Consider the following 16,251-nt stretch of genomic DNA (forward strand, 5'->3'; position numbering starts at 1 on the left):
GCCTAGGCTCGGTGTGCCCGAACACAGTCTTGAATCCGTGGGCGGCTAACCCGGCTTACCCACGAATTCAAGCCTGCGTTCGGCCAGCGTGGTTTAACGGGGCGCCTGAGATCAAGATCAAAAGCAGATCAAGATCAAGAGCGGCTCGCTTCGCATCGTGGTTACCAGCGACGGGTTCAACTTGCAAGCCACCACCTTTCGCTACGGCGTTGATCAGTTTGGTTTATGGCGCTTGCGCACCAGCTTCATCACCACCACAAAAAACACTGGCACAAACACCACCGCCAATGTCGCCGTGATCATCCCGCCAATCACACCGGTGCCAATCGCCTGTTGGCTGGCCGAGCTGGCCCCGGTGGCAATTGCCAAGGGAACCACGCCGAGGATAAACGCCAGGGATGTCATGATGATCGGCCGCAATCGCAACCGTGCCGCTTTCAAGGTGGCGTCGATCAAGTCCTCGCCCTGGTCATACAGGTCCTTGGCGAACTCAATGATCAGGATCGCGTTCTTCGCCGACAGGCCGATGATGGTGATCAAGCCGACCTTGAAGAACACGTCGTTGGGCATCCCGCGAAGCGACACGGCCAACACCGCGCCCAGTACCCCCAGCGGCACCACGAGCAACACCGAGGTGGGGATCGACCAGCTTTCATACAGCGCGGCCAGGCACAGGAACACGATCAGCAACGACAGGCCCAACAGCAGCGGAGCCTGGGAGCCGGACAAGCGCTCCTGCAACGACAAGCCCGTCCATTCCTGGCCCAGCCCGGCAGGCAACTGGCTGACCAAACGCTGGATTTCGTTCATGGCCTCGCCCGTGCTGTGCCCCGGCGCCGCTTCACCGCTGATAGCAATGGCCGGGTAACCGTTGTAACGGGTCAACTGCGTCGGGCCCTGGGTCCACTTGGCTTCGACGAAGGCTGACAGCGGCACCATCTTGCCGGCGTTGTTGCGCACGTGGATCTTCATCAGGTCGGCCACCTGGCTGCGCTGGTCGCCTTCGGCCTGCACCACCACGCGCTGCATGCGGCCCTGGTTGGGGAAGTCGTTGATATAGGCCGAGCCGATGGCCGAGGACAGCACATTACCCACATCCGCGAACGACACGCCCAGGGCGTTGGCTTGCTTGCGGTCCACCTCCAGTTGCACTTGCGGTGCTTCGGCCAGGGCGCTTTCGCGCACATTGGTCAGGATCGGGCTCTTCTCGGCAGCCGCCAGCAACTCGGTACGTGCCGCCATCAACGCGGCATGGCCGACGCCGCCGCGGTCCTGCAAGCGGAACTCAAACCCGCTGGAGGTGCCCAGGCCATCCACCGGCGGTGGCAGCACCGCGTAGGCAATCGCATCCTTGAGCTCGCTGAAGGCCATGTTGGCGCGGTCGGCAATCGACGCGGCCGAGTCGTCGCTGCTGCGTTCCGACCAATCCTTGAGCGTGGTAAACGCCAGCGCCGCGTTCTGCCCGGAGCCTGAGAAACTGAAGCCCATGATCATGGTGGTATCGCCCACCCCCGGCTCGCCCGCGTTGTGCGCTTCGATCTGCTCGGCGACCCGCACCGTGCGGTTCTTGCTCGCGCCCGGCGGCAGCTGGATGTCGGTGATGGTGTAGCCCTGGTCCTCCACCGGCAGGAACGAGGAGGGTAGGCGCGTGAACATCCAGCCCAGGCCCACCAGCAGCACCAGGTAGATCAACAGGTAACGGCCGCTGCGCTTGAGCGCATAGGCCACCCAGCCTTCATAGCGGTCGGTGAGTTGCTCGAAACGTTTGTTGAACCAGCCGAAGAAGCCGCCCTTGGCATGGTGCTCGCCCTGGGCGATCGGCTTGAGCAGCGTGGCGCACAGCGCCGGGGTCAAGGTCAGGGCGAGGAACGCCGAGAACAGGATCGAGGTGGCCATCGATAGCGAGAACTGCTGGTAGATCACCCCCACCGAGCCCGCCATGAACGCCATCGGCAGGAATACCGCCACCAGCACCAGGGTGATCCCGACGATGGCGCCGGTGATCTGGCCCATGGCTTTGCGCGTGGCCTCCTTGGGCGACAGCCCCTCGGTGACCATGATGCGCTCGACGTTCTCCACCACCACAATCGCATCGTCCACCAGGATGCCAATAGCCAGCACCATGCCGAACATGGTCAGTACGTTGATCGAGAAACCCAGCAACAGCATAGTGGCGAAGGTACCCATCAGCGCGATCGGCACCACCAGCGTCGGGATCAGCGTATAGCGCACGTTCTGCAAAAACAGGAACATCACCGCGAACACCAACGCCATGGCCTCAAGCAGGGTGTACACCACCTTGGTGATCGAGACTTTGACGAACGGCGAGGTGTCGTACGGGATCTTGTATTCCACATTGGCCGGGAAGTAGCGCGACAGTTCGTCCATCTTCGCGCGTACCAGGGTGGCGGTGTTCAGCGCGTTGGCGCCTGGCGCCAGTTGCACACTGACGGCGGTGGACGGCTTGCCGTTCAGGCGCGTGGAGAACTGGTATTCCTGGCTGCCGATTTCCACCCGCGCCACGTCGCCGATGCGCACGGTGGAACCATCGGGGTTGGCCTTGAGCACGATGTCGGCGAATTCCGCCGGGGTCGACAGCTGGCCCTTGACCAGGATTGCCGCGGTGATTTCCTGGGTCGTGGTGCCCGGCAAATCGCCGATGCTGCCCGCCGAGACCTGGGCGTTCTGCGCGCTGATCGCGGCGTTGACGTCAGCCGGGGTCAAGTTGAAGCCGATCAGCTTCTGCGGATCGATCCAGATGCGCATGGCGCGTTCGGCGCCGTACAACTGCGCCTTGCCCACGCCGTCCAGGCGCTTGAGTTCGTTCATCACGTTGCGCGCCAGGTAATCGCTGAGCGCCACGTCGTCGAGCTTGCCGTCGTTGGAGGTAAGGGTCACCAGCAACAGGAAACCGGCGGAGACTTTCTCGACCTGCAAGCCTTGCTGCGTCACCGCTTGGGGCAGGCGCGGTTCTACCGCCTTGAGGCGGTTCTGCACATCCACCTGGGCCATTTCCGGGTTGGTGCCGGGCTGGAAGGTGGCGGTAATCGTCGCCGAACCGAGGCTGCTCTGGGACTCGAAATACAGCAGGTGATCGGCGCCGTTAAGCTCCTGCTCGATCAGGCTCACCACGCTCTCGTCCAGGGTCTGCGCCGAAGCGCCCGGGTACACCGCGTAGATTTCCACTTTCGGCGGCGCGACGTTGGGGTACTGCGCCACCGGCAACTGCGGAATCGCCAGCAAGCCGGCCAGCAGGATAAACAGGGCGACCACCCAGGCGAAGATCGGGCGGTCAATAAAGAACTGCGGCATGGCGGGTTATTCCTTAACGGGCTGGCCAGAGGCGGGGCGGTCATCCACCTCGACTTTTTCACCGGGGCGCGCGTGTTGCAGGCCCTCCACAACGATGCGGTCACCGGCCTTGAGGCCGTGGCTGACCACCCAGCGATCATTGATCACCGCGCCCAATTCCACCGGCTGCAGGCTGACGGTCTGCTCGGCATCCAGCAGCAGCACCATGGGGATGCCGGCGCTGTCACGCGTGATCGCGCGTTGCGGCACGCTGATGCCTTGCCTGTCGACGGCCTGTTCCAGGCGCACCCGCACGAAACTGCCGGGCAGCAGGTCGAGGTCCGGGTTGGGGAACTCGCTGCGCAGGATGATTTGCCCGGTGCCGGGGTCGACGCTGATCTCGGCGAACAGCAACTTGCCCGGCAGCGGGTACAGGCTGCCGTCGTCCTGGATCAGGGTGGCCTTGGCCTGGTCCTGGCCGACCTGCTTCAAACTACCGGCACGAAAGGCGCGGCGCAGGTCGTTCAGTTCGCGGGTGGATTGGGTGAGGTCGGCGTGGATCGGGTCCAGTTGCTGGATGATCGCCAGAGGCGTGGCTTCGTTCTGGCCGACCAGGGCACCTTCGGTCACCAGCGCCCGGCCGATGCGCCCGGAAATCGGCGCGGTCACGGTGGCGTAGCCCAGGTTCAACCGGGCGCGCTCGACGGCGGCCTTGTTGGCTGCGACTTCGGCGTTGGTCTGGCGCAGGTTGGCGCGCGCGTTGTCGTAGTCCTGGGCGCTGATGGCGTTGCCTTCCACCAACTGGCTGTAGCGCTGCTCCTGCAGGCGCGCCTGGAATGCATTGGCCTCGGCCTTGCTCAGGTTGGCCTGGGCGCTGTCGAGGTCGGCCTTGAACGGGGCCGGGTCGATGCGAAACAGTACGTCGCCCTGTTTGACGTCGTGGCCTTCCTTGAATACCCGTTGCATCACCACGCCGGCCACCCGCGCGCGCACTTCAGCGATACGCGGCGCGGCAACGCGCCCGCTCAGTTCGCTGGTGATGGACAGGGGTTTGGCTTCAAGGGTTTCGATACGCACCTTGGCAAGGGGCAGTTGTGGCGCCTCGTCCTCGGACGGGCCGCACGCGCTCAGCGCCAGGGCGAGGGCCAGCAGGCAAAACGGCGCAAACAGGTTCTTCGACATGCTCTTATCCCAATATTGACTGGCGCATCCTAAGGCCCCCCGCGCCGTGGTGCTGTGAAGCTGTGTAGGTGGTGTGTGAAGAAATGTAAGGTGCAGCGCACAGGGCACTGCGGGCGTATATCCTTGCACAATCCTGCAATTGTTAAAGGTTCAATGTGGGAGGGGCTTGCCCCCGATGGCGGTGTGTCAGCCAAATAATACGTTGACTGACACCCTGTCATCGGGGGCAAGCCCCTCCCACATTGGATCCCCGTACACCCAATAAACCGCATTATTTGGAAACACCATGCCCAACATCCTCCTGGTGGAAGACGACGCCGCGCTCTCCGAGCTGATTGCCAGCTACCTGGAACGCAATGGCTACCACGTCAGCGTGCTCAGTCGTGGCGATCACGTGCGCGAACGTGCGCGCCTGAACCCACCGGACCTGGTGATCCTCGACCTGATGCTGCCGGGCCTCGACGGCCTGCAAGTGTGCCGCCTGTTGCGCGACGATTCGGCGGGCCTGCCGATCCTAATGCTCACCGCCCGCGACGACAGCCACGACCAGGTGCTCGGCCTGGAAATGGGCGCCGACGACTACGTGACCAAACCTTGCGAGCCCCGCGTGCTGCTTGCCCGAGTCCGCACATTGCTGCGCCGTAGCAGTCTGTCCGAGCCGCAGGTGGCCAACGACCAGATCATCATGGGCAACCTGTGCATCGACCTGTCGGAACGCAGCGTGAGCTGGCGCGAACAGGCGGTGGAGTTGTCCAGCGGCGAATACAACCTGCTGGTGGTGCTGGCCCGCCACGCCGGTGAAGTGCTCAGCCGCGACCAGATCCTGCAACGCCTGCGCGGTATCGAGTTCAACGGCACCGACCGTTCGGTCGACGTGGCCATCTCCAAGCTGCGCCGCAAGTTCGACGACCACGCCGGTGAGGCGCGCAAGATCAAGACGGTGTGGGGCAAGGGCTACCTGTTCAGCCGTTCCGAGTGGGAATGCTGACCCATGCTGCGCGTACTGATCCGCCTCTTCCTGATCACCATCGTCACCTACAGCGCCGCGATCTACCTGATTCCCAAACTGGTGATCCAGCTGTTCGAACACCGCTACCTCAACTACAACATCGAGCAGACCCGTGGCCAGCAGGCGCTGATCGTCAAGCAGTACCTGCGCGCACCGGTTGAGCATTGGTCGCGGATTACCGAGCAATTGGGCCATGACTTTGCGCCGCTGAGCGTGCAATTGCTGCTGCGCGAGGACGCCCGCTACACCCCCGAGGAAGAACAACTGCTGGCGCAAGGCAAGCCGGTGGTGCACCTGGGCGACTGGGGCTGGATGGAAGAGATCAGCTCGCCGATCAACGAACGGTTCGTGGTCAAGCTCAAGGTGCCGCCGGACCCGCTGGACATGAACCTGCTCTATTGGGCGATCAACGTCCTGATCGTCGCCGCGTTGCTGGTGTGCCTGCTGGTCTGGCTGCGCCCGCACTGGCGCGACCTCGAGCGCTTGAAGCGCACCGCCGGACAACTGGGCCAGGGCAACCTGGCCGAGCGCACAGGCATCCCGTCGCACTCCAGCATCGGCAGCCTGGCCTCGGTGTTCGACACCATGGCCGACGACATCGAGCGCCTGCTCAACCAGCAACGTGATCTGCTCAATGCGGTTTCCCATGAACTGCGCACGCCGCTGACACGCCTGGATTTCGGCCTGGCCCTGGCGTTGTCCGAAGACCTGCCCGCCGCCAGTCGCGAGCGCTTGCACGGCCTGGTCGCGCATATTCGCGAGCTGGATGAGCTGGTGCTGGAGTTGCTGTCCTACAGCCGCCTGCACAACCCGGCGCAACTGCCGGAGCGGGTCGAAGTGGCGCTCGATGAGTTCATCGACAGCGTGCTTGGCAGCGTCGATGACGAACTGGAAAACCCCGAGATCGTTATCGATGTGGCGCTCGACTGCGCCGTCGAGCGCTTCAGCCTCGACCCGCGCCTGACCGCGCGCGCTTTGCAGAACCTGCTGCGCAACGCCACGCGTTACTGCGACAAGCGCATCCGGGTGGGGGTCAAGGTGTGTCCCAAGGGCTGTGAAATCTGCGTCGATGATGATGGCATCGGCATCCCGCCGGACCAGCGCGAGCGCATCTTCGAACCGTTTTACCGCCTCGACCGCAGCCGCGACCGTGCAACCGGCGGCTTTGGCCTGGGCCTGGCGATCAGCCGCCGCGCGTTGCAAGCCCAGGGCGGTACATTGACTGCGCTGGCGGCGCCGTTGGGTGGGGCACGGTTCAGGGTGTGGTTACCGACGATGGTCGATTAGAAAACCGCTGCGGGAAGGCGCACACTGTGCCCCCGCTTTTGCGAAGAGAGATTGGCCATGACCGCTGTTCACGCGTCTGCTCAACAAGGTTTCTCTACCCAGGCCGGCACCTATGCCCAGGGCCGCCCGGATTACCCTCGGCAACTCACCGGCTGGCTGACCCAGGCGCTGGCTATCGATGCCCGTTCGACGGTGATCGACCTGGGCGCCGGCACCGGCAAATTCACGCGTTTGCTCAGCACCCTGGCACCGACGCTGATCGCCGTGGAACCGGTGGCTGCAATGGGCGCGCAATTGACCAGGCTGTTACCGGATGTGCGCCTGGTGGACGGCACGGCAGAGTCCATGCCATTGCCGACCGCCAGCGCCGATGCGGTGGTCTGTGCGCAAGCGTTTCACTGGTTCTCCACTCGGGCGGCGTTGGCGGAAATTCACCGGGTGCTCAAACCGCAGGGGCGCCTCGGGCTGGTGTGGAACGTGCGTGATGAGTCGGTGGGGTGGGTCGCGGCGATTACCGAAATCATCACCCCCTACGAGGGCGACACACCGCGCTTTCACACGGGGCGCTGGCGCGAAGCCTTCACTGGCGAGTACTTTTCCGACCCCGAAGTGACCTGTTTTGCTTATCAGCATGTGGGCAGCCCTCGGGAAGTGATCATGGACCGCTTCCTGTCGGTGAGCTTCATTGCCGCCTTGCCGGCCGCGGAAAAATCCACGGTCACCGCACAGTTGCAGACGCTGATCGACACCCATCCCGACCTGCGCGGGCGCGATACCGTGGCCTTTTCTTACCAGACCCAAGCCTACTGTTGCCGTAGACTGGCCTAAAAAGCATAAAGTCAGATCATATTGGTATAAGTGGTTATAAGAAAAATCGCTATCCTGCGGCCAGAATTTTATAAGGCCGCGGGTAGTTGGAATGGATGTAGGTAACTTTGGTTTCGTAATCGCCGGCCTGATCGTTGGATTTATCGTCGGCATGACCGGGGTCGGCGGAGGCTCGCTGATGACCCCGATCCTGTTGTGGTTCGGCATCAACCCGGCGACCGCCGTGGGCACCGACCTGCTGTACGCCGCGATCACCAAATCTGGTGGCGTGCTGGTGCACAGCAAGAACAAGAACATCGACTGGACCATCACCGGCTGGTTGACCCTGGGCAGCGTGCCGGCGGTGCTGTTGACCCTGTGGTTCCTCGCCAGCCTGCATACCGATCCCACGGTGATGAACGCGGTGATCAAGCAGGCCCTCGGCGTGGTACTGCTGTTGACCGCGCTGGCGATCCTGTTCAAGAAAACCCTGTTGACCTTCGCCCAGCGGCATGCAGGCGACAGCTACCACCTGAACCCGCGCAACCTGAACGCCTTGACGGTGCTCACAGGCGTCATCCTCGGCACCATGGTCGCCCTGACCTCGATCGGCGCCGGCGCCCTCGGTACCGTGGCGCTGTTTATCCTGTATCCGTTCCTGGCCACGCGCCGCCTGGTGGGGACCGAAATCGCCCACGCCGTGCCGCTGACCCTGGTGGCCGGCCTGGGTCATGCGGGCATGGGCAATATGGACTGGCAACTGTTGGGTTTTCTGTTGATGGGCTCGCTGCCGGGGATCTACATCGGCAGCCACATGACCGGCAAGATTCCGGACGCTGTATTGCGCCCCTGCCTGGCGGCCATGTTGATGGCGGTCGGGTACAAATTGGCCTTCTGACGCTTACGCAGGGCCCAAATACACAGAGGTCAAATGTGGGAGGGGACTTGCCCCTTCCCACATTTTGATTGTGGTAAACCTTGATTCAGGCTTTCGCCGGGCCATTGCCGATCTGCCACACAAACGGCGGCTCGGTGCCATTGATCACCCAATCGCCCACAATGCGCGCCTTGTAGATCACCGGGTTATGCGACGACACGGTCCGCGCATTGCGCCAGTGCCGGTCGAGCGCCTTGCCCTGGCGTACGTCCGACGCCCCCAGCGCATTGAACAACTGGCTGGTGGCGCGCTGGATCAAGTCCGACACCACCACTTGCGCCGTCGCCGATTCAATCTCGGCCTCCACGTTGGCTTCGCGCTCTGCAGCCTCATCGCCGCCAAAGCGTGCCACGTACGCCCGTTGTGCCGGTAACGTCGCCCTCAAGGCGCTGGCCTCTGCGGCATACACCAGCGCCGCCACTTCGCCCACCACCTGTTGCACCTGCGCATCCTGGCTCACGTGGGGCGCATTGCCATGGCTGTAGATGCGCTTGCGGCTGCGCACCTGATGGGCTACATCGCGCAACGCGGCGCGGCCGATACCGGCCAGGCTGGCCAGCAGCACCAACTGGTAGAACGCGGTCTGGTATTTGAAGCGGGTGGCAAAGTCGATGACGTTGTCCGCCTCCACCACCGCCTCGGTAAACCGCGACGTGCCGCTGCCGGTGGTGCGCTGGCCAAAGCCGTCCCAGTCATCGCTGTGCACCACCCCAGGCTGGCGCGCGCGGGTGGCGGCGATCACGTCACCGCCGGTGTCGCTGCGTTGGGCGTATACGTCGATCCAGTCGGCGAAAATGCTGCCGGTGCTGTAGAACTTTTCACCGTTGAGTGTCCATTGGTCGCCGTTGGGGCTGACCTGGGTGACGACGTCGCCAATGGCCACGTTGCCGATTTCGGTCCAGGCGCAGCCGACGATATCGCCGTCGACAAAGCGCTTGAACCACAGCTCGCGCCCGGCGTTCGGTGGCGCGTTGAGGCGGTCTTCGGCAAAGGCGAAATGCCCGCGCAGGGCCTGGGGCACGTTGGAGTCGGCTTCGGCCAGTTCGATCAGCAATTGGAACAGTTGCGGCAGGGACGCGCCGCCGCCGCCGTATTCCACCGGCACCCGCACGGCGCCGAAACCAGCCTCCTTCAGCCATTGGATCGGCTCGTGGGGCAGGGTGCGGTTGAGCTCACGCTGCACGGCACCGTCGGCGATGCGCTGGAAGATCGGCCGGAAACGCGCGGCCAGCGTGGGGTAATCGACGCCGATGGACAGCGGGTTGATGACGTGGTGTTCGGTCATGGGCAAGGCTCCGGGGCAGTGGACAATGCCAGAGGAGGTTGCACAGTCCGTGCCGGGTGTGAAGCCCAATGTTTACGGGGTAATCAGCTCATTGACTGTTGCTCCAGCAACAGCATTGCGACAAACCGATGTAATCCCTGACAGTTGTGATCACACGGTTGGCGCCTGGTTTTTCTGCCGCAACCGCCCTGGCGCGGGCGTTTGCCCAGGCTGGCACGCTTGCTGCTCAAGTCACCGGTACATCCCTGTGCATGAGGTAGCGTTAGATGAGTCAGCAAGCCGTGAAATTTGCCTATTGGGTGCCCAACGTCAGCGGTGGGCTGGTGGTCAGCAAGATCGAGCAGCGTACCCACTGGGGCATCGACTACAACCGTAAACTGGCGCAGTTGGCGGAAGAAGCCGGCTTTGAATATGGCCTGACCCAGATCCGCTTCACCGCCGGCTACGGTGCCGACAACCAGCATGAGTCGGTGGCGTTCAGCCATGCGCTGCTGGCCGCGACCACCAAGCTCAAGGTGATCGCCGCCATCCTGCCGGGCCCGTGGCAACCGGCGCTGGCGGCCAAGCAACTGGCGACCATCGACCAGCTCACCAACGGCCGCATTGCAGTGAACATCGTCAGCGGCTGGTTCAAGGGTGAATTCCAGGCCATCGGAGAGCATTGGCTGGAACACGACGAGCGTTATCGGCGCTCGGAAGAATTTATCCGGGCGCTCAAAGGCATCTGGAGCCAGGACGACTTCACCTTCAAGGGCGACTTCTACCGCTTCAACAACTACACCCTCAAACCCAAGCCCCTGGGCCGGCCGGAAGTGTTCCAGGGCGGCAGCTCACGGGCCGCCCGAGACATGGCGGCGCGGGTGTCGGACTGGTACTTCACCAACGGCAACACCCCCGAAGGCATCAAGGCTCAGGTCGACGATATCCGCGCCAAGGCGGCGGCGAATAACCATTCGGTCAAAGTCGGCGTGAATGCCTTTGTCATCGCCCGCGATACCGAAGAAGAAGCCCGCGCCGTGTTGGCCGAGATCATCGACAAGGCCGACCCGGAAGCGGTCAACGCGTTCGGCGACGCGGCCAGACAAGCGGGCAAGGCGTCCCCGGAAGGCGAGGGCAACTGGGCCAAATCGAGCTTTGAAGACCTGGTGCAATACAACGACGGCTTCAAGACCAACCTGATCGGCACGCCGCAGCAGATTGCCGAGCGTATCGTTGCGCTCAAGGCCGTGGGGGTGGATTTGGTGCTGGCGGGTTTCCTGCACTTCCAGGAAGAAGTGGAATACTTCGGCAAGCGCGTGTTGCCGCTGGTGCGTGAGCTGGAGGTCAAGGCCGGCATCAAGCAAGTGGCCTGAGATATTCATTGTGGTGAGCGAGCTTGCTCGCGCTGGAGTGCGCAGCGCTCCCTTGCTTTTGGGGCTGCTACGCAACCCGACGCGAGCAAGCTCGCTCACCCCTGGTTAATCGCACGGCTGTTGTTGCAGGGTCAGCACCTCAAACCCATCCGCCGTCACCGCCACGGTATGTTCCCACTGCGCCGACAGGCTGTTGTCCTTGGTCACCACTGTCCAGCCATCCTTGAGGCTGCGGGTTTTGGCGCTGCCTTGGTTGAGCATGGGTTCAATGGTAAACACCATGCCTTCGCGCAGTTCGAGCCCGGTGCCGGGGCGACCGAAGTGCAGGATCTGCGGCTCTTCATGCATCTGCTTGCCGATGCCGTGGCCGCAATATTCGCGCACCACGCTGTAGCCGTTGGCCTGCGCGTGGCTCTGGATCGCATGGCCGATGTCCCCCAGGCGCGCGCCGGGCCTGACCTGGCGGATGCCGGCCCACATCGCTTCAAATGTCATCTCCACCAGGCGCCTGGCTTTGGGGGCGACGGCGCCGATCATGTACATCTTGCTTGCGTCGGCGATGTAGCCGCCTTTTTCCAGGGTGATGTCGACGTTGATAATGTCGCCGTCCTTGAGCAATTCCCTGGCGCTGGGCATACCGTGGCATACCACCTCGTTGATCGAAGTGTTGATGCAGAACGGGTAGTCGTACTGCCCGAGGCTTGCCGGACGCGCTTTCAACTCGTTGCGGATATAGGCTTCGACGGTGGCGTCCAGTTCCAGGGTGGAACGGCCGGCGGCGACAAAACCGTCAAGCATCGTGAACACCTGGGCCAGCAGGCGCCCCGATTCGCGCATGACGGCCAGTTGAGCGGGCGTCTTGATCATCAACTGCGCCCCCGGATCAGGTCGGGCTTATCCAGCAGCAGTCTGTTGATCAGCTCGTTGTACGGCAGGCTGGGGTTGAGTTCGGCGAGCAGGCCGATCTTGATCCAGAACTCGGCCTGGGCGTTGATGGAGCGATCCATCGCGGCGCTGGCCAGGCGCAATTGTTCGTGTAATTGGTCGGTGATCTTGACGATGCCCATGGGATTCACTGTGCAGGGTTGATATACGAATCGTATATGGTTCGTATGGCGCGCGTAAACCCCGGACGGCGGTGAATTTGCGCAGCCAATATCAACCTTGATAGTTTGCGATATGTTGCGAAAAAGTTGTTGCGCTTAGCCCGGGTTAAATTCAAACACAGGATTAAACGTTTAATCGCCGCCGTTCGACGCTTGTTTAACCGTCTCTTTTAAGTTCAAAGTTTAGTTATATAAAAACTGCCGCAGCCTTATGAGGAAAGGTTACAACGCCAGCGGATTTTGCCGAGTACGCTGGTATTTGAAGGTGCCTTCCAAGGCTGGAAAGCGCTTGCATGACCATAACAATCTGTTGGCAGTCTCAAAAAAAGGAGAGGTTGACCATGCTTTCGGAACTAGAGCTACGCAGCATTATTGAAGGAAGTTTCCTGCCCAAACGGTGCGAATGCACCAAAGCCGAAGATGCTTCGCTGACGATCAAAGTCTACGACGACCGCGACCGTGATCGGGTGGATTTGGAAGTCAAAGGTATCAAGGCTGACCAACTCAACAGCAGTCGAGCCATTTGCAACCTGATCACTGGGTTGCGTGAAGACCTTAGACAGAATCAGGCACCCGCCCAGCAAAGAGCGGGAGGCCGTGCCTACTACTAGGCAGACGCCTGAGGGTGAGTCACCGAAGACCTGTGGGCCTGGATGAAGGCCAGGCCCAATGCGGTTTCTGTTGCCACCGCCAAGAGGATCCCCGGCCCGGCATTACCCGTGATCCACTCGCTGAGGCCGAGCATGGCCAAGACCAGGCAGCCGATCATAAAGCCGGTGCTGATGGCAGACCGTGTGTCACCGGGCGGTGCATGGCGGGCGCGGTAGAGCATGATGCCAATAGCCAGGAACAACGCAGCGTTGCGTCGGGCCACCAGCCCCGTGGCCTGCGCATAGTCGACGCTCCACATCTCCAGGAGCAGTTGCGGGCGTAATCCCCAGATCAGCGCAAGCGCGAAGCAGAGCAGGGCAGTGAAGGTGGCGAGGGGGCGAAAACTCAACGGCATGACGATTCCTTTCGGCCTTAAGACAAGCCCGCGAGAATACGCCTATTCAGGCGGGCTTGCTGTCTGGCGTTCAAGGCTCAATTCTGCAAGCTGCACGCATCGGACAACTTGCGATAGCCCACATCTTCGATTTTCCCAGCCTTGTCCACGAACTTGATATCGGCGTCGATGACCTTGCACTCATCCGTCGATGTTTCGTTCATGGCGATCACATGCTTGATGTTCAGCGGCATGCCGTACTGATACGGCACCGGCTTCTGGTCGTCGGCCTGGGCCAGGCCCGAGGTGGCTGCCAGGGTCAACAGGCCGCCGATCATTAAGGTACGCAGTTTCATGATAGTGCTCCGCAAATGGGTTCGACTTCACTGTCGACCTGCGGGATTAACCATCGATTAATGTGACCCTGGCTGACAAAACCTTCATGAAACGCCCACGTTTTTCAGCCCAGTTGCTGACGGTACGGCAAGTCCGGGCCGGTCTTGGTGCAGGTCAGGGCGGCGGCGCGAATAGCGAAGCCGAGCATCGAGTCGATCTGCTCGCGTGTGAGCTGTTGCAGGCCCTGCACCGAATCCAGTTGCTGCTCGGTCAGCCAGGCAATCAACGCGGCCTGGAAGGTATCACCGGCGCCCACCGTATCGGCCATCACCACCTTGACTGCAGGTTGCGACCACGTGCCGTGCTGGCGGCTGAACACACTGGCGCCATCGCCACCACGGGTCAGGAACACCAGTTGGCAACGGTGTTGCAGCCAGCCTTGCAGCACGCTTTCGGGCGTCTGGTCGGGGTAGAGCAGGTGCAGGTCTTCGTCGCTGACCTTGATCAGGTCGGCATGCTTGACCAGCTCTGCGACGCGGTCGCGCCACAACTGGATGTCCGGTTGCGGGTTGAGGCGCACATTCGGGTCGAGGCTGATCAGGCGCTTGCCGCTTTCGCGCTTGACCAGGTTGAGCAGCGTATCGCCGACCGGCTGCACCACCAGCGAGAACGAGCCGATATGCACGCCGCGAACCTCATCGCCCAGGCTCGGCAGATGCGCCACTTGCAATTGCCGGTCGGCGCAGCCTTCGCCGCGAAAACTGTACTGCGGTGAGCCGTTGGCGCCCACGGCGACCATCGCCAGGGTGGTCGGCGCCGCGAACTCCACCAGGAACTGTTCGCTTACGCCTTCATCCTTGAGCACCTGCAACAGACGACGGCCCAGGTAATCGTTGGAGAGACCGGCGAAAAACCCCGCCTCGATACCCAGGCGGCGCAGGCCCACCGCCACGTTAAACGGCGAACCGCCGGCAATCGCCTTGTAATTGAGCTTGGACGCCAGCCCGCTGGCATCTTCCTCGCTGAAAAAATCGAACAGCGCTTCACCACACACCAGATACATAGTCATTCGCTCTTAAAGGGTTGCCACTTGCTGTTGATAGCGTTCGTAGGCGTGTTGATAGGCACTGACATTGGCCGCCACCGGCAGTGTTCGGCTGGCCGGGTCGACGCTGACGCATTTGTCGCACAGGCTGGCCAGGGATTCGCCGGACTGGCTCCAAGCCGCCTGGATCGCCGCGCCGAGGGCGGCGGCTTCGCTTTGTTCGGTGCAGATCACTTCGGTGTTCATGATATCGGCAACCATCTGTCGCCACACCGGGCTTTTCGAACCGCCGCCGATCAGGCGGATGTGCTGGCTTTGCAGGCCGGTCTGGCGCAGCAGATCGAGGCCGTAACGCAGGCCGAAAGTGGTGCCCTCGACCACGGCGCGGCACAGGTTGGCGCGGGTCAGGTTGGCCATGGTCAGGCCGTGCACGCTGCCGGTGGCGTGGGGCAGGGCGGGCACGCGTTCACCGTTGAGGAACGGCAGCAGGCTCACGCCGTCGGCACCAATCGGGGCCTGCTCGACCAGCGCGTTGAAGGCGCCCAGGTCGAGCTCGAACAATTCGCGAATCACGCTGGTGGCGTTGGTCAGGTTCATGGTGCAGATCAGCGGCAACCAGCCGCCGCTGGATGAGCAGAAGGTCGCCACCGACGCCTGGGGGCTGACGTTGGGCTGGTCGGCGAATGCGTAGACCGTGCCCGACGACCCCAGGCTCATGGTGATCACGCCCGGTGCGATATTGCCGGTGCCGATGGCGCCCATCATGTTGTCGCCACCACCGCTGGCGACGATGGCCGCGGGGTTGATGCCCAAGCGTAAGGCGACCGTCGGCAGAATCGTGCCCACGGCCTGATCGGCTTCGATCAGCTCGGGCACTGCCGCCTCCAGGCGTCCGCTCGGATCAATGTGCCGCAGCAACGCGACGTCCCATTGGCGGCTGCGCACGTTGAAGTAGCCGGTACCCGACGCATCGCCGTATTCGGCGACGGCGCGGCCGGTGAGCCAGTAGTTGAGGTAGTCGTGGGGCAGCAGCACGTGGGCGATGCGCGCGAAGAGGTCCGGGTGTTGTTCGCGGGTCCAGAGCAACTTGGACAGGGTGTAGCCCGGCGCGATGGCCACGCCCAGCCGTTCCAGCGAACCGCGTTCACCGCCAAGGTGTTGCAGCAGGCGCTCATTCTCGGGCGTGGTTTCGGTGTCGCACCACAGTTTGGCCGGGCGCAGCACCTGGCCCTGGTCATCGAGCAAAACCAGCCCGTGCTGCTGGCCGGAAACGCCGATACCGAGGATATCCTGGCCATCCACCCCGGCCTGCTGCAGGGCGCGGTGAGTGGCTTCGGTGAAGGCGTCCAGCCACTCCTGAGTGTGCTGCTCGCGACGGCCGTTGGCGCCGCTGATCAGTGTGTGCGCGGCGGCGCCCAGGCCCAGGACCTTGCCGCTGAAAGCGTCGAGGACGATGGCCTTGGTGCCCTGGGTGCCGCAGTCGATGCCGAGGAACAGGTTTTGCTGGGTCATGATGATTTGCTCAGCAGTATTGTTTTTAGGATTGGCAATACAGTCAATATGTGGGAGGGGGCTTGCCCCCGATAGCGATGGGTCAGTGAAGGATATTTGACTGACACACCGCCATCG

The 16,251-nt window shown here is 62.6% G+C and carries 15 protein-coding genes; 6 read left to right on the forward strand and 9 right to left on the reverse strand.

Annotated elements, in window-relative coordinates; all coding sequences use genetic code 11:
• Positions 1-213 precede the first annotated feature (213 nt).
• Together JWR98_RS14405 and JWR98_RS14410 are read right to left on the reverse strand one after the other, a co-directional pair.
• Positions 214-3,312, reverse strand: coding sequence for an efflux RND transporter permease subunit (locus tag JWR98_RS14405; protein ID WP_078733047.1), 3,099 nt, complete (start codon positions 3,310-3,312; stop codon positions 214-216).
• 6 nt (positions 3,313-3,318) lie between these two features.
• Complete coding sequence (locus JWR98_RS14410) at positions 3,319-4,473, reverse strand: efflux RND transporter periplasmic adaptor subunit (protein WP_078733048.1); 1,155 nt, start codon at positions 4,471-4,473, stop codon at positions 3,319-3,321.
• Positions 4,474-4,759: 286 nt separating this feature from the next.
• On the opposite strand from JWR98_RS14410, the gene JWR98_RS14415 reads away from it, so the two are divergent.
• The 4 genes from JWR98_RS14415 to JWR98_RS14430 all read left to right on the forward strand — a co-directional run bounded on the left by JWR98_RS14415 (position 4,760) and on the right by JWR98_RS14430 (position 8,474).
• Positions 4,760-5,461, forward strand: coding sequence for a response regulator (locus tag JWR98_RS14415; protein WP_003173657.1), 702 nt, complete (start codon positions 4,760-4,762; stop codon positions 5,459-5,461).
• A 3-nt stretch (positions 5,462-5,464) separates the two neighbouring features.
• Positions 5,465-6,769: an ATP-binding protein gene (locus tag JWR98_RS14420; RefSeq protein WP_078733049.1), complete on the forward strand. Its 1,305-nt coding sequence runs from the start codon at positions 5,465-5,467 to the stop codon at positions 6,767-6,769.
• Between the two features lie 57 nt (positions 6,770-6,826).
• Complete coding sequence (locus JWR98_RS14425; protein WP_078733050.1) at positions 6,827-7,597, forward strand: class I SAM-dependent methyltransferase; 771 nt, start codon at positions 6,827-6,829, stop codon at positions 7,595-7,597.
• A 91-nt stretch (positions 7,598-7,688) separates the two neighbouring features.
• Positions 7,689-8,474 (forward strand): sulfite exporter TauE/SafE family protein, encoded by a 786-nt coding sequence (locus JWR98_RS14430; RefSeq protein WP_205490382.1) that lies wholly within the window; start codon positions 7,689-7,691, stop codon positions 8,472-8,474.
• 85 nt (positions 8,475-8,559) lie between these two features.
• Here the strand turns inward: JWR98_RS14430 and JWR98_RS14435 are convergent, their stop codons facing one another.
• Entirely contained in the window at positions 8,560-9,798 is a 1,239-nt protein-coding gene (locus JWR98_RS14435) for an acyl-CoA dehydrogenase family protein (protein WP_078733052.1), read from the reverse strand.
• A gap of 266 nt (positions 9,799-10,064) precedes the next feature.
• On the opposite strand from JWR98_RS14435, the gene sfnG reads away from it, so the two are divergent.
• Complete coding sequence (gene sfnG, locus JWR98_RS14440) at positions 10,065-11,150, forward strand: dimethylsulfone monooxygenase SfnG (RefSeq protein ID WP_078733053.1); 1,086 nt, start codon at positions 10,065-10,067, stop codon at positions 11,148-11,150.
• Between the two features lie 105 nt (positions 11,151-11,255).
• Here the strand turns inward: sfnG and map are convergent, their stop codons facing one another.
• Together map and JWR98_RS14450 are read right to left on the reverse strand one after the other, a co-directional pair.
• The gene (gene map, locus JWR98_RS14445; RefSeq protein WP_078733054.1) at positions 11,256-12,017 is read right to left on the reverse strand and encodes a type I methionyl aminopeptidase; all 762 of its coding nucleotides are present in this window, start codon (positions 12,015-12,017) and stop codon (positions 11,256-11,258) included.
• On the reverse strand, positions 12,017-12,217 hold the full coding sequence (locus JWR98_RS14450; RefSeq protein WP_078733055.1) for a ParD-like family protein: 201 nt from the start codon (positions 12,215-12,217) through the stop codon (positions 12,017-12,019). Before JWR98_RS14450 ends, map begins: the two co-directional genes overlap by 1 nt.
• A 380-nt stretch (positions 12,218-12,597) precedes the next feature.
• On the opposite strand from JWR98_RS14450, the gene JWR98_RS14455 reads away from it, so the two are divergent.
• Positions 12,598-12,867, forward strand: coding sequence for a DUF1652 domain-containing protein (locus JWR98_RS14455; protein ID WP_042945719.1), 270 nt, complete (start codon positions 12,598-12,600; stop codon positions 12,865-12,867).
• Here the strand turns inward: JWR98_RS14455 and JWR98_RS14460 are convergent.
• The 4 genes from JWR98_RS14460 to xylB form a co-directional block, all read right to left on the reverse strand.
• Positions 12,864-13,262, reverse strand: a complete 399-nt coding sequence (locus JWR98_RS14460) for a hypothetical protein (protein WP_078733056.1) — start codon at positions 13,260-13,262, stop codon at positions 12,864-12,866. The two genes, JWR98_RS14455 and JWR98_RS14460, sit on opposite strands and share 4 nt — an antisense overlap.
• Positions 13,263-13,339: 77 nt before the next feature.
• Positions 13,340-13,597 (reverse strand): DUF2790 domain-containing protein, encoded by a 258-nt coding sequence (locus tag JWR98_RS14465; protein WP_205490383.1) that lies wholly within the window; start codon positions 13,595-13,597, stop codon positions 13,340-13,342.
• 104 nt (positions 13,598-13,701) lie between these two features.
• Positions 13,702-14,640, reverse strand: coding sequence for a carbohydrate kinase family protein (locus JWR98_RS14470; protein WP_205490385.1), 939 nt, complete (start codon positions 14,638-14,640; stop codon positions 13,702-13,704).
• A 12-nt stretch (positions 14,641-14,652) separates the two neighbouring features.
• Positions 14,653-16,134, reverse strand: a complete 1,482-nt coding sequence (xylB, locus tag JWR98_RS14475; protein ID WP_205490384.1) for a xylulokinase — start codon at positions 16,132-16,134, stop codon at positions 14,653-14,655.
• Positions 16,135-16,251 lie beyond the last annotated feature (117 nt).

Source organism: Pseudomonas lactucae (genome assembly GCF_016937615.1).
Taxonomy (GTDB): domain Bacteria; phylum Pseudomonadota; class Gammaproteobacteria; order Pseudomonadales; family Pseudomonadaceae; genus Aquipseudomonas; species Aquipseudomonas lactucae.

Coding starts and splice junctions, on each gene's coding strand:
- JWR98_RS14460 (WP_078733056.1), bottom strand. CDS start 13,262: ATGCCGTTGAGTTTTCGCCCCCTCGCCACCTTCACTGCCCTGCTCTGC.
- JWR98_RS14435 (WP_078733052.1), bottom strand. CDS start 9,798: ATGACCGAACACCACGTCATCAACCCGCTGTCCATCGGCGTCGATTAC.
- JWR98_RS14405 (WP_078733047.1), bottom strand. CDS start 3,312: ATGCCGCAGTTCTTTATTGACCGCCCGATCTTCGCCTGGGTGGTCGCC.
- JWR98_RS14425 (WP_078733050.1), top strand. CDS start 6,827: ATGACCGCTGTTCACGCGTCTGCTCAACAAGGTTTCTCTACCCAGGCC.
- JWR98_RS14415 (WP_003173657.1), top strand. CDS start 4,760: ATGCCCAACATCCTCCTGGTGGAAGACGACGCCGCGCTCTCCGAGCTG.
- JWR98_RS14465 (WP_205490383.1), bottom strand. CDS start 13,597: ATGAAACTGCGTACCTTAATGATCGGCGGCCTGTTGACCCTGGCAGCC.
- JWR98_RS14450 (WP_078733055.1), bottom strand. CDS start 12,217: ATGGGCATCGTCAAGATCACCGACCAATTACACGAACAATTGCGCCTG.
- xylB (WP_205490384.1), bottom strand. CDS start 16,134: ATGACCCAGCAAAACCTGTTCCTCGGCATCGACTGCGGCACCCAGGGC.
- map (WP_078733054.1), bottom strand. CDS start 12,017: ATGATCAAGACGCCCGCTCAACTGGCCGTCATGCGCGAATCGGGGCGC.
- JWR98_RS14455 (WP_042945719.1), top strand. CDS start 12,598: ATGCTTTCGGAACTAGAGCTACGCAGCATTATTGAAGGAAGTTTCCTG.
- JWR98_RS14420 (WP_078733049.1), top strand. CDS start 5,465: ATGCTGCGCGTACTGATCCGCCTCTTCCTGATCACCATCGTCACCTAC.
- JWR98_RS14410 (WP_078733048.1), bottom strand. CDS start 4,473: ATGTCGAAGAACCTGTTTGCGCCGTTTTGCCTGCTGGCCCTCGCCCTG.
- JWR98_RS14430 (WP_205490382.1), top strand. CDS start 7,689: ATGGATGTAGGTAACTTTGGTTTCGTAATCGCCGGCCTGATCGTTGGA.
- JWR98_RS14470 (WP_205490385.1), bottom strand. CDS start 14,640: ATGTATCTGGTGTGTGGTGAAGCGCTGTTCGATTTTTTCAGCGAGGAA.
- sfnG (WP_078733053.1), top strand. CDS start 10,065: ATGAGTCAGCAAGCCGTGAAATTTGCCTATTGGGTGCCCAACGTCAGC.